The organism is Streptomyces kebangsaanensis, assembly GCF_001906585.1.
Taxonomy (GTDB): domain Bacteria; phylum Actinomycetota; class Actinomycetes; order Streptomycetales; family Streptomycetaceae; genus Streptomyces; species Streptomyces kebangsaanensis.
This window is the reverse complement of sequence record NZ_JUJA01000080.1, coordinates 1-21,680: the sequence shown is the minus strand read 5'-3', so window position 1 is coordinate 21,680 and position 21,680 is coordinate 1. Positions and strand designations below refer to the sequence as shown.

At 69.4% G+C, this 21,680-nt stretch carries 19 protein-coding genes and 2 pseudogenes; 5 read left to right on the top strand and 16 right to left on the bottom strand.

The annotated features are described in order from the left end of the window. Window positions 1-40: 40 nt before the first annotated feature. The 15 genes from RH94_RS11900 to RH94_RS11830 all read right to left on the bottom strand — a co-directional run bounded on the left by RH94_RS11900 (window position 41) and on the right by RH94_RS11830 (window position 14,768). Window positions 41-403, bottom strand: coding sequence for a hypothetical protein (locus tag RH94_RS11900; RefSeq protein WP_073947580.1), 363 nt, complete (start codon window positions 401-403; stop codon window positions 41-43). 264 nt (window positions 404-667) lie between these two features. Then, a complete protein-coding gene (locus RH94_RS11895; RefSeq protein WP_143204001.1) occupies window positions 668-3,052 on the bottom strand; it encodes a phage tail protein in 2,385 nt (794 codons plus the stop codon). A 6-nt stretch (window positions 3,053-3,058) separates the two neighbouring features. Continuing rightward, window positions 3,059-4,147, bottom strand: coding sequence for a hypothetical protein (locus RH94_RS11890; RefSeq protein ID WP_073947578.1), 1,089 nt, complete (start codon window positions 4,145-4,147; stop codon window positions 3,059-3,061). A 1-nt stretch (window position 4,148) separates the two neighbouring features. After that, the gene (locus RH94_RS11885) at window positions 4,149-5,090 is read right to left on the bottom strand and encodes a hypothetical protein (protein WP_073947577.1); all 942 of its coding nucleotides are present in this window, start codon (window positions 5,088-5,090) and stop codon (window positions 4,149-4,151) included. A gap of 10 nt (window positions 5,091-5,100) precedes the next feature. Beyond that, window positions 5,101-5,574, bottom strand: coding sequence for a phage distal tail protein (locus tag RH94_RS46615; protein ID WP_407697300.1), 474 nt, complete (start codon window positions 5,572-5,574; stop codon window positions 5,101-5,103). A gap of 224 nt (window positions 5,575-5,798) precedes the next feature. Continuing rightward, window positions 5,799-6,004 (bottom strand): hypothetical protein (locus tag RH94_RS43115; RefSeq protein ID WP_234425707.1); only part of this gene is annotated, 206 nt, incomplete at its 3' end. Beyond that, window positions 6,001-10,815 carry a phage tail tape measure protein gene (locus RH94_RS11875; RefSeq protein ID WP_073947575.1) on the bottom strand — a complete coding sequence of 1,605 codons (4,815 nt, stop codon included), beginning with the start codon at window positions 10,813-10,815 and terminating at the stop codon, window positions 6,001-6,003. The genes RH94_RS11875 and RH94_RS43115, both read right to left, overlap by 4 nt. Before the next feature lie 332 nt (window positions 10,816-11,147). Beyond that, the gene (locus RH94_RS11865) at window positions 11,148-11,759 is read right to left on the bottom strand and encodes a hypothetical protein (protein ID WP_143203999.1); all 612 of its coding nucleotides are present in this window, start codon (window positions 11,757-11,759) and stop codon (window positions 11,148-11,150) included. Between the two features lie 17 nt (window positions 11,760-11,776). Continuing rightward, the gene (locus RH94_RS11860) at window positions 11,777-12,268 is read right to left on the bottom strand and encodes a phage tail tube protein (RefSeq protein ID WP_073947572.1); all 492 of its coding nucleotides are present in this window, start codon (window positions 12,266-12,268) and stop codon (window positions 11,777-11,779) included. A gap of 133 nt (window positions 12,269-12,401) precedes the next feature. Beyond that, complete coding sequence (locus tag RH94_RS11855; RefSeq protein ID WP_073947571.1) at window positions 12,402-12,845, bottom strand: hypothetical protein; 444 nt, start codon at window positions 12,843-12,845, stop codon at window positions 12,402-12,404. Next, window positions 12,846-13,088 (bottom strand): hypothetical protein, encoded by a 243-nt coding sequence (locus tag RH94_RS11850; RefSeq protein ID WP_073947570.1) that lies wholly within the window; start codon window positions 13,086-13,088, stop codon window positions 12,846-12,848. A 2-nt stretch (window positions 13,089-13,090) separates the two neighbouring features. Continuing rightward, window positions 13,091-13,495, bottom strand: a complete 405-nt coding sequence (locus tag RH94_RS11845) for an HK97 gp10 family phage protein (RefSeq protein ID WP_073947569.1) — start codon at window positions 13,493-13,495, stop codon at window positions 13,091-13,093. Further along, the gene (locus RH94_RS11840) at window positions 13,495-13,878 is read right to left on the bottom strand and encodes a hypothetical protein (protein WP_073947568.1); all 384 of its coding nucleotides are present in this window, start codon (window positions 13,876-13,878) and stop codon (window positions 13,495-13,497) included. Before RH94_RS11840 ends, RH94_RS11845 begins: the two co-directional genes overlap by 1 nt. A gap of 35 nt (window positions 13,879-13,913) precedes the next feature. Next, window positions 13,914-14,342: a DUF6093 family protein gene (locus tag RH94_RS11835; protein WP_073947567.1), complete on the bottom strand. Its 429-nt coding sequence runs from the start codon at window positions 14,340-14,342 to the stop codon at window positions 13,914-13,916. A gap of 3 nt (window positions 14,343-14,345) precedes the next feature. Next, a complete protein-coding gene (locus RH94_RS11830) occupies window positions 14,346-14,768 on the bottom strand; it encodes a DUF6093 family protein (RefSeq protein WP_073947566.1) in 423 nt (140 codons plus the stop codon). A gap of 381 nt (window positions 14,769-15,149) precedes the next feature. Here RH94_RS11830 and RH94_RS39540 point away from each other — a divergent pair. The 5 genes and pseudogenes from RH94_RS39540 to RH94_RS46975 form a co-directional block, all read left to right on the top strand. Next, window positions 15,150-15,873, top strand: a pseudogene (locus tag RH94_RS39540) (IS110 family transposase); the annotation flags it as partial. After that, window positions 15,856-16,278 (top strand): annotated as a pseudogene (locus RH94_RS41295) (transposase); the annotation flags it as partial. The pseudogenes RH94_RS39540 and RH94_RS41295, both read left to right, overlap by 18 nt. Window positions 16,279-16,393: 115 nt before the next feature. Next, window positions 16,394-17,329 (top strand): transposase family protein, encoded by a 936-nt coding sequence (locus tag RH94_RS11820; protein WP_107428683.1) that lies wholly within the window; start codon window positions 16,394-16,396, stop codon window positions 17,327-17,329. A 391-nt stretch (window positions 17,330-17,720) separates the two neighbouring features. After that, the gene (locus RH94_RS11815; RefSeq protein WP_073947564.1) at window positions 17,721-19,079 is read left to right on the top strand and encodes a pentapeptide repeat-containing protein; all 1,359 of its coding nucleotides are present in this window, start codon (window positions 17,721-17,723) and stop codon (window positions 19,077-19,079) included. A 212-nt stretch (window positions 19,080-19,291) separates the two neighbouring features. Next, window positions 19,292-20,373 (top strand): IS630 family transposase gene (locus RH94_RS46975; RefSeq protein ID WP_456154166.1). Its coding sequence is split into 2 segments (ribosomal slippage): window positions 19,292-19,817 and window positions 19,817-20,373, totalling 1,083 coding nucleotides; the frame shifts between segments, so codons are not numbered across the junction. Between the two features lie 363 nt (window positions 20,374-20,736). On the opposite strand, the gene RH94_RS11800 is transcribed toward RH94_RS46975, so the two are convergent. Then, window positions 20,737-21,680 (bottom strand): DDE-type integrase/transposase/recombinase (locus RH94_RS11800; RefSeq protein ID WP_143203998.1); only part of this gene is annotated, 944 nt, incomplete at its 5' end.

Here is a 21,680-nt window from a genome sequence, read left to right as displayed (position 1 = left end):
GCGCCGATGAACAAGCTCTGATGCCGTAGGCGGACGCCGACTACGGGCCGCCACCCTGCCTGCTGGTCAGCCACAGCTGGACCAGCATCAGCAGCAGCGGCGCAACGAACGCCGACACCACCCACTTGCGGGTGGCGGCCGCATGCTGCCGGTCAGTGTCGCGGGCCTGAATCGCCGCATTGTGCCCGTCCTCCAGGGCCTGCAGCCGCTGGGCCACCAGCCGCTGATCGGCCTGGTAGACCTCCTTGGTGACGGTCTCCTCGAAGCGGGCGCTCATCGCGGCCAGGTCGCCGCGCAGATCGTCACGGAGCTGCTTGATGCCGTCGCTCTGGTCTTCCCGCAACAGCTGAAGTGTGCGGTGCAGCTCCCACAGGGTGGGCTCGGCGCTCGGCGGCTGCGTCACCGCGCACTCCTCAACTCGGCGTGCCCCGCGCCACCCAAGAGTCTACGGGCACGGGGCACCGCCGTGTCAGGCAGCAGAGCGAAGACCGCGCATGCTTACGCCGGCACCAGGTCGGTGACCGCCTGGCCGCACTGCCCGCACACAGCCCGGAACGTCGGCGGGCTGGCGTTGGCGCACATAGGCTCGGTGAACGTCACCTCTGCTACCGGACACCCCACGGTGTGGCACGTGATGTTCATCATCACCGGTTCTTCTTCCACGATGTCATCTCCCGAAGACGGCCCAACTGACGTTCGTTGCTGAGGCATTCGCACGCGTGACCCACACGATCAGCGAAGTGCCCGACACGGATGACACCCCGACGCCGGACACGGTCGTACCGGGCACGGTGGTAACGGCGGTGGCGAACCCGGTGAAGGACTTGCCGCGCACACGGAGACCGGACACAGTCACGGATGTCGGAACGCCGGCCACCGGGTTGATCGACACCCGCCCCCACTCCATGTTCCGCGGCAGCAGGACTCCGGCCACGTCCACCACCATGTCCGGATCCTTGGGCCCACTGTCCCCGTCCCACTCCAGGGCGATGTACGGTGCGCCGTCGCCGGCGGCGAGCGGGCTGTCTCCGCTCGCCAGGATGATGTGCGCCTGTGCACCGCCCTCGATCACACCGGACTGAAGGTGCAGGGTGCCGCCGGACGCTTCGCCGGTCATGCCGGTCGGCAGGACCTGGTCGACGCCGGCCGCGCCGAACGTGACCTCCCCGGACTGCATCTGGGCGTACGTCTTGCCGTCGGCTGACGTAGTCCGGAAACCCGCCTCCCCATCGCCGACATCCGGCGCCATGACCGCGGCCACCGAGCCGTTGGAACGGACAGACCGGACGACGGCGCCCGTGATCGTCTGCCCGTCGATGGCCCCGGCCTTGATGTTGCTTGCGGTGATACCGCCGGACTCGCAGACCTCGATGGTGAACATGTCCACCTCGGCCGTGCCGCTGCCCCCGGTGTAGTTGCAGTGCAGGATCGGTGTGATGTAGCGGACGTTGGCGTGGATCGGGCCGGGTGCGTTCGCGTTCGGCCTGGCCGACTGCGACGGGCTCGCCGTCGTTCCCTTGATGTAGCCGGTGTACGTCACCCAACCCCCGCCGGCCACCAGATCCTCGCCGTTGGCCGCCACATAGAACTGGCTGCTGACGGCGTTCGCGCCGTTAACGTTGACGAAGGTGACACCGTCCGCGGCGACGCCGGCCACGCCCGCAAAGAACCTCTGGTTCGTGCCCGGCGTGGAGTTGGCGACGGTTTGCCGCACCCGCACACTGACCCGGTACGTCACCGACGGATCGAAGGGGATCCGCACGTCGGTCCGGTAGGCGCCCGATATGAACCCGGCGCACCTCATCACGCTGCCGCCGGACTGCGCGTTCGGCGCGGCGACCGTCGTCATCGTGCCGCCACCGCTGTGCAGCCACTTCGGCGCGTCGTCGCCGAAGTCGTACCACTTCTGTCCGACCTGCCCGGCCAGACCGGCCGCGAGCCGGTCCACGGAGATCGTTCCCGCCTTGATGCTGGCGGCGTCCAGGGTGCCGGTCAGGATGGACGCGCCGTTGATGGTGGTGCTCTGTGGGATCTGCCCTGTGCCCAGCTGGGTGGGCGGCAGCATTACCCCGGAGCCGATCGACCCGGTGACCGTGTCCGCGCTGCCCGCCGTGGTCGCCGAGGCGACCGTGCCGTTGACGTTCGCGGCCGAGATCACCAGGTTGGTCGCGTCGATCTGCGACGCTTTGATCTTCCCCACGGTGATCACGCTGGCGTCGATGGAAGAGATCACACCCGACGCCGCGGTGATCGTCCCTGTGGCCAACTGGGCGGCGGTGACCGTGTTGAACTCTAGCCGGTCACCAGTGAGGCTCAGCGCCTTGACCTGCGCCGCGGTGATGCTGGCCGCAACCAGCCGGTCCGCGTTGACCGTGCCGGCCGCGAGGACCAGGCCGTCGATCTGCCCGGCGACGAGCTTCGGAGTGGTGACCGCACCATCGGCCAGGACCGTACCGTCCACCGCGCCCGCTTCGAGCTTCGCCCGGGTGACCGCACCATCGGCCAGCGACAGCTCGTTGACGATGCCGTCCAGCACCTCCTGCGCGACCACCGGCAGCGGCCCGGCCGGGCCCGCCACCTGTGACGGCTCGGACTCGACGCCCGACGTCGACACGCACACCAGGCGCACCCACAGCGGCCCGCCAGCGGGAACGGTCATCGTGCCGCCCGTGGCCGAGTAGAACGCGGCGAACAGCTTGTCGTCGGCGAAGTCGGCGGTGGGGGAGAAGCGGACCTCCACGTAGGAGAAGTCGGCCGGGGCCTCGCTGCCGTCGGCGAACGACCCGTCCCAGGTGACGGCGACACCCCCCAGCACGGAGGTGATGGTGGGCGTGCTCGGCACGGGCGGGGGCGGGCCGTTGACGGCCGCCATACCGACCGTGCCGTCGCCCTGCAGGCCCCAACTGCCGCGCAACAAGCCCAGTTCGTCGTAGACCGATAGGGCACCGTTCTCGATCGAGGAGTTCGCCAGGCGGCTGGAGCGTGACAGGTCACGCACCAGCCGCTCCAGGGCGGCGATCCTGCCCGCCAGATCAGCAACTGTGTTAGCCACAGGGGTTCAGCCTCCGTAAATGAAGGAGTCGGCGCGCGCCAGGCTCACCGTCATGCGCTCTTGCTGGTCCCCCTGCGCCGGCGTGAGTGTCCATCCGGTCACCCGCGCCCAACCGTCGTAGTCGGTCCACTCGTCGTGGACCTGCACCCACACGTCGTCGCCGACAGCGAACGAGCCGAACCGGGCGGCCGGATGGTCGATGAGCTCGACCTGCTCGATCGCACCGCGGGCCTGCCGGGCGATCCGCGACGTGCGGGCCTTCGACGCCAACTGGTCCTGCCCCTTGATGGTGGGCAGGTCCAGCACGTGCTCCAGGCGCAGCCGACCGTCGCGTACCGCGTCGATGGCACGCAGCCGGGCCCGCCCCTCCCCCGAGCCCAACGCGACCACTACCTGCGCACTGGAGTCGCCGTCGTAGATGACCGGCTGCTGGGAGGCGATGTTCACGCCGGTCGTGAACGACACATCCGTGCGACGGGTCCCCAGGCGCGGCCAGCCCAGCCGGATACGCCGCTCCGGCCTGTCGCCCACCCACGACACCTGCTCGGTCCACTCCGGGCCGCCGAACACGCCGACCGCGTCATCGATGATGTCCGCGAGCGTGCGGGTCTCCCACCACGTCGACGCGTACGGTTCGGCCGGCGTGCCGATCGTCGCCTTGGAAGTGGTCGAGTCGACGCCGACGCCGAGGTTGCCGTCCGGCTGGGCCTGGCAGTACGCCCACACATCCCGGATCAGCTTGCACGGGTCGGCGTACGTGTAGGGGCCGCGCCCCGCGAGGTTGCCGTGGACGTCGTGCCGCTTGCGGGGGTAGGAGCCGAACCCGGCTGCCTCGATCGGATACTTGCCGCCCACCGGATCGGCCCGCCAGATCAGGCCGCCCCACATCAGCTTCGAGTCCCGCTCGGCGAAGATCAGCGTGTTGCCGGGGTCGACCATGCTGGGCAGGACGTGCGCCAGGTGCGGTTCCAGCGTGGCCTGCAGCTGCCCCGGCCCGTTCAGTTCTGGCCCGTAGGCCACGTCCGACAGCGGTAGATCCCACGCCAGGACCTGCCCGGACACCGCGTCGCACGTCAGGTAGCGGTAGGAGGTCACGTCAGTACACGCCCTCCTGGAACTCCACGTCCGCGATCGCGGTCGTGGCCGTGTCCGCCTGCAGGTAGCCGGCCTCCTTAGTGTTCAGGGAGACCATGGCCTGCAGAACCTGATTGGTGCCCCGCATCGACGCGGCCACATTCAGGGTGTCGGCGGAGATCAGGTTGACGCGCTGGGACTTGTCGCCGGCGGTGAAAGCGCCCGTGTCGAAGTTGATGCTCTGGCCCTGATAGGCGCCCAGTTTGAACGTGGCATGACCCCACACGTTGCCCCTGATGACCTGCACTGCGGCGACAGTGAACACGATGCGGGCCTTCACCGCCCACACCGGCACGGGGATCGTCCACTTCGCCGCCGGCGGCCACTGCACGTATGTGCCGCCCATGTTGCCCTCCCAGTTCTGGTCCCCGGGAGGCGAAGCGACGTAGATCTCCCGGTCCTTGCGCGGATTGGCGATCTTCCGCAAGTCGGTGATCATCGCGTTGGTGACGGTGGCACAGTTCGCCGGCTGCGTGATGCGCGCGAGCGGTATCGCGGACATGCCCGCCGGGGGCTGCGTCGCCGACGCCGACACATTCGACACCACGTCGAAGAAGCCGATGTTGTCCCGGGCCGGGTCGAGGTTGCCCTCGTACTCGGGGTCGAGGACTCTGAGCACGACCATGTCGGTGCGGCCCTGCGCCCCCGTAGGGGCGATTGGCACCAGGGCGGTGCCCACGTTGTACTGCGTGTAGGAGCCCTGTCCCCAGGCAGCGCCCCGCACAATCCCGGAACCGTCGGCGACCTGCACCCCGGCACCCGGCGTGGTCTGCTGGGTCACCTTCAGGTCGTTGTACTCGGTCACGCCCTGCGATCCGCGCGACAGATCACGGATCATCATGCGCATGGTGCGGGCGGGATGCGTGCCCCCGTTGACCATCATCGGCGGCTGGATCAGCGTCATCTCAGTGTCCTCACAGGGCCTTGTAGGCGTCGCGCCACGACAGGGTCAGGCGGCAGGTGTTCGTGTAGTCGGTGGCCGTCCACCGGATCTCGCTCCGCTTCGGCGGGATCCGGAACAGGTCGAGGCGGGACTTGGCGGTCAGTGCCGTCGCCGCGTTACCGGACCCGTTGCGCAGCACCCAGCGGGTACCGGGCCGGGTCTCGATCTCGATCCACTCCCCGACGGCCAAGCTCGTGTTCAGCTGCAGGTAGCGGCCGGTCTCCACCACCCACACCTTCGGGTTGGTGACCGGGCCGTCGATGCGCACCGTCGGCCACGCGCCCTGGTTACCGCTGTTGAGGACCCAGCCGGGCCGCTGCGACGGGTTGGACACCCCGGTCGTGATCGGCGCGACCACCGGCGCTTTGAACCCCTGGGAGTCGTCGGAGACGTCCAGCGGCAGCGTCAGGGACTGCGACTCATCCGCGTGCCAGCACGGGTCCATCACCGTGAACTCCAGCGCCAGCGGAATCCACCCGTAGATGGCCTGCGACATGGTCACGGCCTCCACGCGCCGCCACCTGCCGTACAGGCGCTTGACCGGCCGGCCGGGCCACTTGGCGCGCACCACGGCCAGGGCGCCCGCCGTCTTGCGGATGCTGTCGTTTCCGGTGACCTCCTCCAGCTGGGCGAGCAGGTCGAGCGCCGCGGCCGGATTGGCGGGGGTNNGTGCGGATACCCGCCTCGATGGCCAGCGTCCGCGTCCCGAACAGGTCCACGCCTGGGAAGCCGCCGTCGTCGGTGGGGTTGTCGACGTCGGTGGTGCGCCGGCCCGGGGCGCCCATCCCGTTGATGTCGCCGACCGGCAGCAGCGTGCCCGTCCCGATCACCATGCCGCCGACGTCGAACTGGTAGTCGGCTAGAGCGGTCGTCACAGCTTGCCTCCTCGCTGCGCGGCACGCAGGCGCCGCATCACCTCCGCGCCGATGTGCTGCGCCGTCGTACGGCCGTCCCCGCCACCGCTGACGGTCACCGGCATCTGGCCGATCAGCGGCCGGTTCGTCTCCTTCACCACCACGACCTGCACCCCGCCCGCCGGGTGGGCGTCCACCCGGCCAGGGCCGGTCACCCCGTGCTTGGTGAGCGTGTAGCCGAAGCGGTGGGCGACGTCCTCGAGGACTTGCGTCGCCGCCGGCCGCTTCGCCTGCCCGAGCGGGATGTACGCCTCCCCGCCCGTGGAGGGCTCCGCAAACCGGACCAGGCCGTTGCTCGTCGCATACAGGCCCGGCGTCAGCACGCCACCGGACGCGTACGACAGGCCCTTGTTCGCCCGCGCCAGGTCGGCGAGGAACCGCTCGGCGCGCTTCCCCAGGGCCTTCTTCAGCCGGGACTTGCCCGCGTTGGCGACCTCGATGATGCGGTCCTCGCCGAGCTCGATGGCATCCGCGACCTGGTGGATGCCCGTCTTGGACGTCTTGACCGCACCGATGATCTTCAGCAGGTCCGCCAGGTCCTCATCCGACAGCGTCGCCGACGCGGCCTTGGAGGCCTTGTTGGCCTTCGCGGCCTTCTTCTTGTTCTTCACGGCCTCGGCCGCGAGGTCCTGCGCGGCCTGGTCGCCCTGGTCGGCCAGCCTGGACGCCAGATCCCCGTAGCCCCGCGCGGCCAGCGTCGTCAGGTTCTTCTGGAACGTCGAGGTCTGCTTCGTGGCCAGGCCGAGCTGGCTGGTGTAGTCCGACAGGGTGGCCTTCGCCGCATCGGCGAGCTTCCTCAGCTCGGCCGACATGCTCTTGAGGTACTTCGAGCTGCCGGTGGCCATCTTGTGCGTCAAGGCGACACCGTCGGCGCCCATCGCCTCCAACGCGTCCGCGACGTCCTGGCCGGCGCGGCGGGCCACCGTCGCCAGGTCCTTACGCCACCGCTGCGCCTCCTTCACCGACTTGTGCAGGTTCTTGGTGAACTTCGCGAGGTCGAGGGCGGTGCCCTTCTTGTTCATCGAGTCCGACGCGATCGACGACAGCGAGTACAGCTCTGGTCCGCCCGTCGGCGTGTACGTCCAGCCCGACAGGCCGCCCTGGGCTTTGTACTGGACGGTCGCCCCGAACCGGTGCGCGACCTCCTCCAGGATCTGCTTGGAACGGGCCCGCTTCGACCAGGCCAGCGGAATGTACGCCTCCCCCGGGTAGGTTTCCGGCTCGGCCCACACCCGCCACGACCCGGCAGGCGCGATCTCCGCCACATGCTTCTCCCGGTGCACACCACCGTCGGCGTAGAACGACAGCAGGCCGCCATCAGCCCACTGCGGCTTGTTCGCCCACGGAACGCCCGAGCCGGGCGTCACACGCGGGATCACCGTCACCGACACCGGCGCTGGCGGGTTCACGCTGACGTTGATGTTCTTCGAGCCGGGGATGTTCCGCACGCTCGCGCCGATCGCATCGAGCTGCGTCTCCACGGCCTTCATGTCGCCCGACAGCAGGGCTGCCGTGAGGGCCTGCGCGGCTGCGGAGCCCTTCTGGGTGGACACCTGCTGGATCAGCTCCAGCATCGCCGTCCACTCGATCTTGGCGTTGCCGCCCGCCGTCTTGAACGCGGACACCACACTGCTCAGGTCGCCCTCGGTGATCGGCGGGTTCGCCCCCCAGATCGCCCGCACCTGGTCCATGGCGGTGGTCACATCACCCGACAGCAGGGCCCGCTGCAGCGCGGTCGCCGCGTCCGCGCCCTTCTCCTCAGCGACCCGCGCCAGCAGGCCCATGCCACGCTGCAGCTGCGACCTGGCGGCCGAACTGCCCGCCTTCACCGCCCGCGTCATGTCGGTGACGGCCATCTTCTGCATGACCCGCCCGAACTTGCCCGCATCGTTGGTCTCGGCGGCCTCCGCGAACTCGGCGGCGATCTTCTTGCCGTAGCGGGCGGCGATCGCCGGCAGCTGGTTCAGGCCGGCCCGGAAGGCGTTCTGCGAGCGGGCCGACGACTCGCTGATGATCGCCGCCAGTTCGTCGGCGACCTTCGTGTTGCCCTTGCCGAGCTGTGCGACCAGCTCGTCCAGGATCGGCGCCGAGGACACACCCAGCTTGGCGAAGTGGTCGGTGAGGTCCCCGTACCCGGACATGGCCAACTTGGTCAGGTTGCCCTGGAAGCCACGCTGCGCCCGCACCTGGCCGCGCAGCTCCTTGAGGTAGTCCTTCAGGCTCGCGGTGGCGTTCTTGTTCGCCTTGGCGACCTTGTCCTGCGCGTTCTGCCACGCCCTCGCCGGGTCGACGATGGCGCCCAGGGCCTGCGCCATCGCCTTCATCTCATCGGTGTACTTCGGCAGGCCGTCCTGACCGGGCGGCACCAGCAGGTCCAGCGTCCACGCCTTGCCCGCCTGGTACTTGGCCTGCATCACCTTCGCGTTGATGATCTCCATCTGGGCGGCGAGGGCGGCCTCGTCCTTCAGCGCCTTCGACCAGCGGCCGTGCGCGCCCTGCAGCGCCTTCGCCGCCTCTTCCCACTTCTGCGTGTACTCCAGGTTGCCGGGCGCCTTGCCCGCCTTGACCTTCTGCATGTACTCGGTGCTCTGCGCCTGCAGCTGTATCAGCAGGCCCTGCATCTTCGACCCGCCCGAGGCGGCCGCATCCACCGCGTCGGTGATGTCCACACCGGCAGCCCGCATCTTCGCGGCGAAGTCACCGGAGGTCAGCTGCTCGGTCAGCTTGCGGATACCGGCCCCGGCGTCGCCGTTCTCCCGCTCCGCGCGCAGCGCCTCCACCAGCTCGTCGGTGGCCTGCTTCGCTTTCACCTTCGACGCCGAGTACGCCGCATAAGCCAGGACACCCACCGTCAGCAGCGTGGTCAGCCCCGCCACGGCCAGGCCCGCGCCCTTGAGCGCGACCGGCAGCATCGACCCGCCCGAACGGGCTGCGGTCTGCGCCGCCCGGAACTCCTGCCACTGCCTCGTGAGCCTGGTCACCCCGGCCAGGGCGATCATGCTCGTCGCCGACAGCGCCAGCAGGCCGGCGCCGATCTCCTTCAACGGGCCCGGCGCATCCGCGAGCGCGCCCGCGAACGTCGACAGGGCGTTGCCGAGGGTCTGCATCACCGGCAGCAGCGCCCGCCCCATGTCGATCCCCAAAGCCTTGGAGCGGTTGACGAACATCTGCCACTGGCCGGCGGTGGTGTTCATCTGCAGCTCGAACGCCTTCTGCGTGGCCCCGGCCCGCTCCACCTGAATGGCGATGCCCTGGTAGGTGTCGGCGTAGTTCTTGCCGTCGTTGGCGGCCAGCGCCAGCAAAGCACGGGTGGCACGAATGTCGTGCATCAGGCCCGTGATCGCCTCGGCGGACCCACCCGTAGCCTTGTTGATCTTGTTGACGACGACGTACAGACCGTCCTGCTCCACTGCCGTGGCCGTCGACTCATACCCGAGCTTGCGGATCAGGTTGGTCAGCTCGGTGGTGGGCTGCATCAGGCGCGTCATCAGCATGTTCAGGCCGGTCGCGGACTCCGCCGCCGGAACAGCCGCCAGCGTGATCCCCGCGTACGCGGCGGTCAGCTCGTCGAAGCTAATCCCAGCCGCCGCGGCCATCGGCACGATGTCACCCAAGTGCAGGGCCAGCTGCTCGAAGCTGATAACACCCTTGTTGACGGTCTGGAACATGATGTCCATGACGTCGGCGGCCTTCGACGCGGGCAGACCGTACGCCTTCAGCACACCCAGCAGGGCCGTCGCGGAGATCTCCGTCGTCGTCATGCCGGCGCTGGCGCCCTTCGCCGCCGAGGCGAGGATCGTCATCGCCTCCGCGCCGTCGAAACCCGTCGACACCACCTGGTACAGGCCCTCGGCGAGCTGACTGGAGGACTGCGTCAGGTTCTTCGACAAGTCGACGACCTGATCGGTGAAATGGGAGACGTTGGAGGCGTTAATCTGCTCGGAGATCGTCATGACGTCCGCCATGTGCCGCTCCAGCTTCACCGCCCCAAGGACACCGGCCGCAAGGACCGCCGACAGCACCACACCGGTGCGCAGGTAGCCGTCGATGCGGGCCTGCGACGCCGCACGGGCCTCCGCCGCGGCAGCGGCCTGCGCATGCCGCAGCGCGGCAGCGTTCGCCGCGGCACGCTGCGCCGCGGCGGCCTCCGCCTCATTGCGTGCGGTCAGCGTCTGCGCGGCCCGCGTATCGGCTGCCTGCCGGGCCTGCGACGCCCGCGCCGCCAGCCCCGAGGTCCGCGCGGAGGCGGCCTGCGCGGCAGCAGCCCGCTCCTCCTGCAGCGCCTGTGCCCGCGCCGCCCGTGTCGCCGCCGCGGCGGCAGCGTTCGCGGTGGCCTGCGCCGCGGCAGCACCCCGCCCGGTGGCGGCCTGAGCGCGGGCCGCCATCGTCTGCGCGAGAGCCTGCGCCCGCAGCGTCCGCTCGCCGGCCGCGACCGCCGCCGCCCGCTCCGCCTCCGCCCGGGCCGCCAGCCGCGCCGACAGCGCCTGCGCCCTGCCCGACCGCTCGGCCGCCGCAGCAGCCGCCCTCTGCGCGGCCGCCGTACGGTTCACGGCCGCGGTGACCCGCGTCTGCCCGAGGACCGCGTCAGCCGACGCCGACGCCTGCAGCCGGGCCAGCCGCTGCGTCGCCGTACCCGTCTCCACCAGCGTCCGGTTGACCTGCTGCAACTGCCCGTCGAACTGACGCAACTGCGTCGCCGACTGCCGCAGACCCCCCGTCAGCCCGCCAGTCTGGGCCTGCAGATTGACGTACAGGTTGTAGGCGCTGCTCACCTACCGCTCCCGTCTGGGCCTCAACCCGATCTTGACCCCGCGCCCATCCGGACCGTCCGGCACCTGCTCCCGCTCCATCGCCAGCAGCTCGCACCCCGGACACGTGCTCGCATCGGCGACATAGGCGAACCGGTCCCCGCCCAGCTCCGGCCGCCACTCATCCACCCTCGTCCCGCACCCCGAGCACACCGCCCGCGTGTACGCCAGCCACGCCAGCGCCTTCGCCCGATCCAGCGCCGTCCACCGCCCATCCCCGGCCCCCGTGAACCGGCTGTGCGGTATTCCATAGGTGTGGCACAACTCCATCTCCGCCCGGAACGACGGATCGGAGATCAGCCTTTTCCCAGGTCCGCCCGCAGCGTCTGGTTGACGAGCAGGGGCGTCGTGAACAGGGCCTTGGCGTCCGGGTCGGCCCAGGTATCCAGCAGCTCCTGCGCGTCGGCGACGCTCATCCCCTCCACCTGCGTCCCGTCCTCGTCCCGCTCCACGTGGCAGGCGGAGATCAGCGCGGCCGGGAACGTCTCCACGTTGTACTCCATGCCCTGGTCGGCCTGCGCCTCGGTCGGCGGATGCTCACGCAGCAGCTGCTCCCACACCGGCCGGGGCAGCGCCCGGAACGTCAGCGTCTCCGTCGCCGCGGCCAGTGCCTCCTGCGCCCTGTTCAGGGCCGCGTCGGCGGCCACGACCTGCGGGCTGGACGCCACCCAGGCGTCCCGCCTGTCCTCGCTGATGCCCTGCTCGGCGCATTCGGCCAGGGCCGCCGCGCGGGCCTTGGCCAGCTCCAGCGCCGCGTCCGTGACCGCCGCTTTCAGGTCCTCGTCGTCGCAGACCGACATGGTGCGCTCGGACAGCTTCCGGGCGCGCAGCCGCGCCATCTTCGCAGCCCAGTGCGCGTCCTTGGCGACCGCGGCCGTCGGCGGCTGGGCAGTCTTCCGTGTAGCCATGCGGCATCCCCCTTTGATCAGGCCGCTGCCGGGATAGCGGCGTCGAGCTCCGGCGTACCGGAGATGGCGAACGTGACGGTGAACTTCGCCGGGTCCGAGCCCGTCGAGTACGCGGGGGCACGGCCCGCGACGCGCACCGGGAAGACGTCCATCGACTTGCTCTGAGGGATGTCGCCCTTGCGGAGGATGACCACGTAGCCCTCCTCGTCCTTGGACAGCAGGGTCTCGACCTCCTCGGACGTCTTGTCCTCGTAGAAGGTGAGCGTGGAGGCGTCCGCCTTGTCCTCACCCGGGATCGACGTGGTCAGCGTGGAACCCAGGTCGGGGGTGTCGACGGGGGAGTTGGCCAGCGACCAGCCGGCGATGTCGGCGATCGCACCGGACAGGTCGGTGGCGTTGGAGGCCGCGAGCTCGGAACGGGTCGGCACGTTGTCGGCGGCGGCGATCGCCTTCAGGAAGAAGATCTTTGTGACGCCGCGGCGCATGAACCGCTGCTGGGTGCTACCCACGGGGGATTCTCACTCTCCGGGGACCCCGGCCCCCAGAGACACGGAGGCCCGTCCCCAACAGGTGGGGTCAGCCCGTGCCGTGTGGCCGGACGTCCGCGAAAAGGGGCCTCCGCGGTGAGGTCGCGCTCCGGTTTCAGGTGTTCGGCGTCGACACCGTCACCACGAAACGCTGCACGTAAGTGTAGGTGGAGCTGACGACACTCGTCCCTTCCTCACGCTCCAGCTCCCGGCCGATCACCGTCGCACCCACGACGCTGATCGCATTCAGGTACTGCCCGCTGCCGGGCACCCGCCCCAGGAACGCCTGCCGCACCTTGTCGGCGTGCAGTGACGCCTGCTCGGCGGTGGTACCCACCGACGACACCTGCAACAGCACACGGGCGTCCGCATCCGCGTCCCCCAGCGAGGGACCGATCCCGGTCGTCTGCCCCAGCTCGTACAGCACGCTGTAGGGGATCGTGTTGCCCGTCGGCTGCGACGTCGCCGTGGGGGCAGTGCCGTACCCGCAGGAGCGGCCGGTCGCCGTCTGCAGCATCGCCTGCGCTGCGAGCGCCACCTGACGCCCCGACACAGTCATCTACTCGTCCTCCTTCCTGCCCGCCACCCTGGACATGGTGACAAAGGCCTCAATGTCGGTGACCGCGTACGCGTGCAGGCCCAGCTCGGACCACACCGGCATGTCGCCGGGGCACGATCCGCGCAACAGCCCCAGCTCCCCGTTGTCGTCGACGAGTTCCGCCACGAACACCAGCCGCGACACCAGGCCGAAGCCGTGGGCGCGCATCACGCCGGCGACCGCCTGGTGCAGGTCCTCCGACATGCTCACGGCAACCTGCCGTCGGCGACCCGACCAAGGGCCTGAACAAACAGCGACCGCACCGTCTGCACGGCCGGGCCGACGTGAGCGTAGGGCGGCTGGTGGAAGATGCGGCCCAGACTGTCGGGGCCGACATACCCGTACTCCAGGCGGCGCCCCTGAGGCTTGCTGGTGCCGACGGTGCCGGTCACCAAGTCGGCGGCCACGTGCACCTCGTGCGTCCACGAGCGCCGGTAGTCACCCGTGATCACGTTGGGGCCCGGCCGGCCGCTGGCGTTCGCTTTGATCCGGGTCTCCAGCAGCATCGTGTAGTGCCGCACCACCGACACCGTCTGCGGCAGTATTCGCCCGGCACGTTGCTGCAGGGCCGCGGCGACCTGCGCGGCGTTGCTGTACGCGCCCTGCGCCACTAGCCCACCTCCTGCGGCTGCCACTGGCCGGCCGCCCACTCCTGCAGGAGCCGCAGCATCGCCCGGGTCAGCTCGTTGGGCCCGCCGTCCATCAGGTCGTGCCGGGACAGCACGGTCTTCTCCAGCTCGCCCGCATCGATCGCGGAGAGGAACGCCGCGGCGGCCGGGCCCGGGTCCGGGGGCACGCCCACGGCGACGCGGGCCAGGCCCTCGAACTCGTTGGTGACGCGCGGGGACAGAAACAGCAGCACCTCCGCCGTCTCCCCCCGCTGCTGGCTGAGCGAGTAGCCGGACACCATCTTGGAGATGTTGCGGCCGTCGAGCGCCAATGTGGCGGTGGCCTGGTTGGCGGTGATCCGCACCTGGTGCAGCTGATCATCCATGCCGATCAGCCTACGGACCGGCGCGGACAGCCCCCTCAGATCGCGGAGGGCGCGTGAAGGATCCGCTCCGTGAGCCTGGTGGTGCGGCAGATCTCCACAGTGGACGCCTCCGTGGCGTCCTCAGCCAGCCAGACACGGCCCGTCCGGCCCTCCGCACCATCAGGGCTGATGGCCTCGATGACCTCGACCAGGTCGCCGGGCATCGCGACCGGCGCCCCCACAGGGGTCACCAGCCGGTACCAGGCCGCACCCTCCGACAGCCAGTCGAAGCCGAGGATGTGAGCGACCACGAGCTGCCCGTGCGAGGACAGCACCGCACCCGGCCCCTCGTACACGACGCTCGTCGGAGTCTCGCCAGGCTCCCCCGTCACCGGGTCGAGTTCGGGCTGACCGGCCGTGCGGGAAACCCGCACCGTGTCCGTCATCAGCGCCTCAAGGTCATTGCGTGCCTGCCCGATGTCCACTGCTCACACTCCCGTCGACTGCGTGATCTCGTCCATCCACGTGGTGCGGACAACCGCCAACGTGTTGGCCTCGGAGATACCCAGAACCCGCCACACCCGGTTGAGCAGCCCCTGATCCTGGGTGGCCCGGATGACCCGCACCTTGTCCTCACGAGACGCCAGCGGCGCATCCAACGGCGTCAGCAGCCGGTACCGGTCATTGGTGTCATCCGCGTACACCTGACCCTCCAGAGACAGCACCATGCCGGGCCCGCCGGCGGCGAACACCGCACCCAGGCCCTCGTACACGATGAAGTCCGGGCCCGGTACGTACTCGCCCGAGTCCGGGTCCAGCACCTGCTCACCGGGCCGGAAGATCTGCACGGTGTCCACCATGATCCTGCGCATGATCGGCGCGAGAGCGGACAGCGAGATAGGGCTGCTCATACGGTCGAGCGTAGGTGCCCGCACGGACAGCCCTGCAGGCAGAAGGAAGCCCCACCCTCCCGTACGGGGGTCGAGAGGGTGGGACGACTCAATGCGCAACTGTCGCAGCGTTCCCTCCGGTTTACCCAGCCACACGCTCGAACTCTCAGAGGGCTCTACGTTCTTTCCCGGGTTGGTCCTCCCATTCGTAGGGTGGGGACGCCCAGGGGTGCCGGGTGTGGCTGTCAGAGGGCTGCCGCTCGTGGCTCGAAACGCTTCGCCGCCCGGCGCCCCACGACGACTCGGCCGCCGATTAGGAAGTGCGAACAAGTTGCTGCGTAGAGCAATGCTGGCGAGGTCGTCCGTGGCACGAACAGCACGAACACGCAGCTCAGGAGCACGATGAGCCGGATATGGGCGGGGATCGACAGCGGCAAGGGACACCACCACGGCCTCACCCTGGACGCCGAGGGCAAGACCCTGCTGTCGCGACGGGTCGCCAACGACGAACCCGAACTGCTGAAACTGATCGGTGATGTCCTCGACCTGGCCGAGGGCCGCCAGGTCACCTGGGCCATCGACATGACCGGCGGGGAACCCGCGCTGCTGCTGGCCCTGCTGGTCAACCACGGCCAGGAGGTCCTCTACATCCCCGGCCGCCTGGTGAGCCGGGCCTCCGACGGCTACCGCGGTGAGGGCAAGACCGACGCCCGCGACGCCTACGTGATCGCCACCAGGCCCGGATGCGCCGCGACCTGCGGCCCATCCGCCCCGGCGACGAGGCGGCCGTCGAGCTCAAGCTGCTGACCGGACGCCGGGCCGACCTGGTCGAGGACCGCACCCGCGTGGTGAACCGGCTGCGCGGCACCCTGCTGAGCATGTTCCCGGCCCTGGAACGGGTCCTGGACGTGACCAACACCGGCCCGCTCAGGCTGCTGACGGAATATCAGGCCCCGGCCGCGATCCGCCGCACCGGAGTTGCGCGGCTGACGAAGTGGCTGGCCAACCGCAAGGTCCGCAATGCGAGATCCCTGGCTGAAGCGGCGGTCGAGGCCGCCGAGCGCCAGCACACCGCCGTTCCCGGGGAAAGACCATCGCGAAGCTGGTCCACACCCTGGCCGAGCAGTCGAAGAACTACCGGTACTCCACCAACCACCAGGTCGTCATCGACGCCGACACCCGGCTCGTCGTCGCCGTCGGCCGGCCGGTCGCGGGCAACCGCAACGACTGCAAGGCGTGGGAGCTGTCCGGCGCGAAGGGCGCCGTGGGCGGGACCACGGTGATCGCGGACGGCGGCTACCGGGGCACCGGCCAGGCCATCCCACACCGCCGCGAGCGCGGTCAGGCCGAGCTTACGGACTGGAAAGAGGACCACAACCGCTCACACCGCAGGGTCCGCGCCCGCGTGGAGCACGCCTTCGCCCGCATGAAGACCTGGAAGATGCTCCGCGACTGCCGTCTGAAGGGCGACGGCGTCCACCACGCCATGCTCGGCATCGCCCGTCTCCACAACCTCGCCCTCGCTGGGTGACCGGGAAGCAAGGCTGGCCATCCAGCATGCCGTAGATCATTTACGGGACAACGCTTACGAGCTCGTGCACGGTAAGCAGTGGGGCGTCGGCCGCTGAATCGTTGATCATGGTCACGTGGTGGAGAACTCGACGCGTGCAGCAATCATCACAGACCGCAGGATCACGGGTCTGTCGGCCGATGTGATCGCCGAACTGGTAGCGGAAATAGGTCCGTTGTGGCACGAACGGCACCAGGCCAAGCTGGTGTCCCGGCCGCGGAGGCGGGCTATGGGCGCCGGAGCGAAGCACCAGTTGGTGTTTGTCGACCGGCTCCTGGTCACGCTCGTGCATCTCCGCCATGCAACGACGCATGACGTGCTTGCCTGCTGGTTCGGCGTGGACCGCTCCACCATCACCCGGGCCATCGGTGAGGTACGGCCGCTGCTCGCCGAACGGGGATGCACCGTCAGCCCTGGTGTGCGGTTGCGGACCCTGGCCGAGGTCGTCGACCACCTTGGTGCCAGTGGCAGGACCGGCCTCATCGATGGAACGGAAGTCCGTGTCCGCCGGCCGGCTGCCGGGCGCAGGGATCGCGACAAGTTCATCTCCGGCAAGAGCAAGCAGAACGCCGTCAAGACCATGGTGGTCACCGATGAGGACGGCCGTGTGCTGTTCTGCAGCCCGACCCGCCCCGGAAGCTGCGCGGACATCACCCATGCCCGTCAACTGGGACTGGTGAAACTGCTGGCCGAAGGGCCCCCGGTGGAGATCCTCGCCGACGCCGGCTACCAGGGCCTGGGCGCGCAGACCGGCGGCCGCGTGATCACACCACCGCACCGGAAGTTCAAGAAGAACCCGCCGGACTGGTACGAGGAGATGCACGAGCGGCAGAGGAAGGCACACTCCTCGCGACGCATCCGAGTCGAGCACGGCATTGCCCACCTGAAGAACTGGCGGACGCTCGCCCGCCATCTCGGCCGGCGCGAGCACATGAGCGACACCGTCCAGGCCGTAGCCGCTCTGCTGTCACATCAGCAGATGGCAGACCTGAACCAGGCACAACAGATGTGAACACGGAGCCCCCTCGAAGGCCCCGACGCCCCACTGCTTACCGTGCACGAGCTCGTTATCCGGAGTCCACACGGAGGCACCCCGATCCGTTCGCCGTCAGGCTGTCCCGTCTCGCGAGACTTTGTCTCCGTCTCACCTGGCCAGGTCCGGTTCGCACGTCAGGGACAAGGTCAGGTGAGACAGTCCAGGCCAGCGTGCCGCCGTCCACCGATCGTCGGCGGTGGAAACGCACCTTGCCGACAACATGAAGTGAGACGACGGCTCATCGACGTCTCACGCGACTTTGTCTCTCCGCAGGTCAGGACGCCGCTCGGCGGCAAGATCGAATGAGACGGGACACAGGCGGTCGGGCGCTGCAACCGGCGCCCGCTGGTAACAGTCCTGACCGGGTATGGGAGTACCTACGTTCCGACGCCGGACGGAGCTGCGGGGGCTGCGCCTGTGGCCGGTCGGCCGCGTGCTCGTCCTGGCCTTCACCGCCGCGGTGCTGGTGGCCGCCGCGGTGTTCTACACCGGGTGGGACCTGCTCGGCGCCCGGGGGCTCAAACCCGAGCACCGCATCGACTCCAAGACACTGTTCGATCTGGTGAAGCTGTCGTTCGGGGTGGTCGCCGGGGCTGGCGCCCTGGTCGCCCTGATCGTTGCCTACCGGCGCCAGCGCGTCGACGAGGACGGCGCACTGCGCGAGGCCACCCGCCTGCACACCGAGCGCTTCACCACCGCCGTCGGCCAGCTCGGCGACGACTCCGCGGCCGTCCGTCTCGGCGGCGTGCACGCCCTGGCCGGCCTCGCCGACGACGCCCCCACCCGTGCCCTGCGGCAGACCTGCATCGATGTACTGTGCGCCTACCTCCGCCTGCCCTACACCGCCGAAGCCGCCCTCCCCACAGGCGACGCGGCTGCCCGGCACACCTACCTGGCCCTACGGGAAGTAAGGCACACCGTCATTCGTCTCATCCGCGACCACCTCCGTCTCCCGCTGCGGCACCCTCACTCATGGCAGGGCCATGACTTCGACCTCACGAACATCACGTTCGACGGCGGAGACTTTTCCAGTGCGAGCTTCTCCGGCGGCACCGTCGACTTCACCGGAGCGATCTTCTCCGGCGGCACCGTCGACTTCAACTGGGCTTGCTTCTCCGGCGGCACCGTCGACTTCACCGGAGCGATCTTCTCCGGCGGCACCGTCGACTTCAACAGGGCTCGCTTCTCCAGCGGCACCGTCGACTTCAACAGGGCGATCTTCTCCGGCGGCACCGTCGACTTCAACAGGGCTCGCTTCTCCGGCGGCACCGTCGACTTCAACAGGGCGATCTTCTCCGGCAGCGCGGTCGGCTTCGGCGGGGCGACGTTCGGCTACGGCACAGTCGGCTTCACCGGGGCGACGTTCTCCGGCGGCACAGTCGACTTCGGCAGCTGGGGGATCGACCAGTCCATCATTGCCAGGGCAGAGTTCTGCGGCAGTACCGTCGACTTCGACGGGGCGACGTTCTCCGGCAGCATGGTCGACTTCGATGGGGCGACGTTCTCCTACGGCACGGTCAACTTCGCAGCAGCGAGCTTCTTCGGCGGCACCGTCGACTTCGCGGCGACGTTCTCCGGCGGCGAGATCCGCTTCGTGGGGGCGACGTTCTCCGGCGGCACCGTCGATTTCAGGCAAGCCACCGGTACAGCCCCTTCAGGACTGGTTCCCCCCACCGGATCGGCCCGGCCGACCGGTCTGCTCCTACCTTCCGTCTGGTCCGCCTGAGACTGTTACCGGGCGCTACGTGGCGGGTAGCGGCAGCTATACGAGCGGACCGCCCTCTCAGGGATGACCGCCATGCCGGACTCGTAGAGAGCCGTTGCGGCTGCCTGGGGGCCGTTTCCTTATAGGCCCATTAATCCAGCGTTGTTACTGATCTTGTAGGCGTGATGTCGCAGAGAGCTGACAGGTGACGGCCGGCGCGGTACGCCGGAGGTATGAGGTATCCGCAAGGCGGCGGGCTGACCGCCGAGCGGCGGGCATTTCGCGAACGCCTCCGTATGGAGGCGGCCGGGATGTTCGCCGCCGGGCAGGACAACCCCGTGATCGCAAAGCAACTACGCGTCAGCGTGCGCTCGGTGCAGCGGTGGCGCCGCTCCTGGCAGGACGGTGGCCGGCAGGCCCTGCGCTCGAAGGGGCCGGCCTCCCGGCCGAAGCTGGGCGAGGACCTGTTCGCGGCGCTGGAACAGGAGCTGGACAAAGGGCCGGTCGCGCACGGCTGGGAAGACCAGACCTGGACCCTGGCCCGGATCAAGACGCTCATCGGGCACCGGTTCCACAAAAACCTCACGCCCTCGGCCATCGCACAGATGCTGCGGCGCAACGGGTGGAGCCACCAGATCCCGGCCCGACGGGCGCTGGAACGGGACGAGGCGGCGGTGGCCGGCTGGGTGAAGGAGACCTGGCCGATGGTGGAAGCACCGCGGCGGCGCTCGGGGCCTGGACCGTCTTCGAGGACGAGGCCGGTTTCTCAGTGACGCCGCCGACCGCCCGCACCTGGGCCCGGCGCGGGCGCACACCCGTGATCCGGGTCCGGGGACGCTCCCAGCGCCGCATCTCGATCGCCGCCCTGGCCTGCTACAGGCCCGGCGAACGCTCGCGCCTGATCTACCGGCCCAAGCGGCACGCGGACCACAAGCGCGGCGGCCGGCGCAGTTTCACCTGGACCGACTACCGCGACCTGCTGACCGCCGCTCACCGGCAGCTCGGCGATCCGCTCGTGCTGGTGTGGGACAACTTGAACGTGCACCAGGATGCCCGGCTGCGGGCCTTCATCGACGCCCACGACTGGATCACCTCCTGCCAACTGCCGCCGTACGCGCCCGATCTCAACCCGGTCGAGGGCCTGTGGTCACTGGTGCGGCGCGCAGGCCAGTGCAACACCGCGTTCACCGGCCCGGATCACCTGATGCGCGTCCTGCGCCGCCGCCTCCGAGAGATCCAGTACCGCAGCGATCTGCTCGACGGATGCCTCGCCGCAGCCGGCCTCACCCTGACGACACCACGCCTACAAGATTAGTAGTGGCCTTTCAGCGGCAGCGCGGGTCGGCGGCGGGCTGAAGAGTGCGGCCGGTGCAGTCGAAGCACAGGCGTGCAGCGCCGGTGACCACGTAGGCACACACCGGGCAGCGGGGAAGCCTGCAGGGTCGGGGAGACCCCTGCGGTCACAGGCCGGTCAGGGCAAGCTGCTGGCGCTGCGCGGACCCGACGCCCAGTAGTAAGCCACGCCTGGCCCCGCCGCGACCTCTACGTATAGCAGCGCCCAGAACGCGCCCGTGCCCAACGTGCGAAGGCTTCCGGTCGGCACGCCGAGAGCACGCACCGGTCGCGCTCTCCAGCCACGGCTCCGGAAGATTTCAAGTCCAGTGAGACGGTTGGGGCGCTATGAGGTTTGTGGTGCGGGTTCCCTGCGTCTGGCCGGGTCGTTGATCCACGCCTGCTGGGGTATCCGGGGTGGTCGGGGGCGGCGGCCGAAGCGTTCGGGGTGGCGGGCGTATGCCTCGGCGAGGGTGACGGCCCGCTGGTCGCGCACCTCCTCGGCGGTGCCGAAGTGCACGCTGGCGGGCGTGTGCCAGCCGATCCCCGAATGCCGGTGCTCGTGGTTGTAGTACGCGATGAACGCGTCGAACCACTCGCGGGCATGGGCCAGCGAATCGAACCGTTCGGGATAGTCGGACATGTACTTCGTGGTCTTGAAGTGGGCCTCGCTGTAGGGGTTGTCGTTGGAGGTCTTCGGCCGCGAGTGCGACCGCGTGACGCCGAGGTCGATCAGCAACTGCGAGACCTTCTTGGAGGTCATCGAGGTGCCGCGATCGGCGTGCACGGTCTCCGGCACGATGCCGTTGCGGGTGATGGTCTCGCGGATCAACTCCTCGGCCCGCCGGGACGATTCGGCCCGCTCGACGGTGTGGCCGACGATGTAGCGGCTGAAGATGTCGATGATGACGTAGGCGTGATACCAGACGCCCTTGACCGGTCCGGCTGCCTTGGTGATGTCCCAGGTGAACACCTGCGACGGTGCGGTGGCCACCAGCTCGGGCACCGCCTGGGCGGGGTGGGTGGCCTGGCGGCGGCGTTCGCCGGACTGCCCCTTCTCGCGCAGGATCCGGTACATCGTCGAGACCGAGCAGTGGTAGCGCCCGGCGTCCAGTTCGCGGGCCCAGATCTGCGCGGGCGGCAGCTCGGCGTACTCGGCGCTGTTCATCAGCTCCAGTACCGCAGCCCGTTCCTCTGCCGTCAGGGCCGAGGGCTGGACCTGCGGCGAGCGGGGCCTGCGCGGTGGTGAGGGACGGAGCCGGCGGTAGTGGGTGGCCCTGGAGCGGCCGG

Coding starts and splice junctions, on each gene's coding strand:
- RH94_RS11885 (WP_073947577.1), bottom strand. CDS start 5,090: ATGACGCTGATCCAGCCGCCGATGATGGTCAACGGGGGCACGCATCCC.
- RH94_RS46615 (WP_407697300.1), bottom strand. CDS start 5,574: ATGGACCCGTGCTGGCACGCGGATGAGTCGCAGTCCCTGACGCTGCCG.
- RH94_RS11865 (WP_143203999.1), bottom strand. CDS start 11,759: ATGGCTACACGGAAGACTGCCCAGCCGCCGACGGCCGCGGTCGCCAAG.
- RH94_RS11855 (WP_073947571.1), bottom strand. CDS start 12,845: ATGACTGTGTCGGGGCGTCAGGTGGCGCTCGCAGCGCAGGCGATGCTG.
- RH94_RS11850 (WP_073947570.1), bottom strand. CDS start 13,088: ATGTCGGAGGACCTGCACCAGGCGGTCGCCGGCGTGATGCGCGCCCAC.
- RH94_RS11840 (WP_073947568.1), bottom strand. CDS start 13,878: ATGGATGATCAGCTGCACCAGGTGCGGATCACCGCCAACCAGGCCACC.
- RH94_RS11830 (WP_073947566.1), bottom strand. CDS start 14,768: ATGAGCAGCCCTATCTCGCTGTCCGCTCTCGCGCCGATCATGCGCAGG.
- RH94_RS11815 (WP_073947564.1), top strand. CDS start 17,721: ATGGGAGTACCTACGTTCCGACGCCGGACGGAGCTGCGGGGGCTGCGC.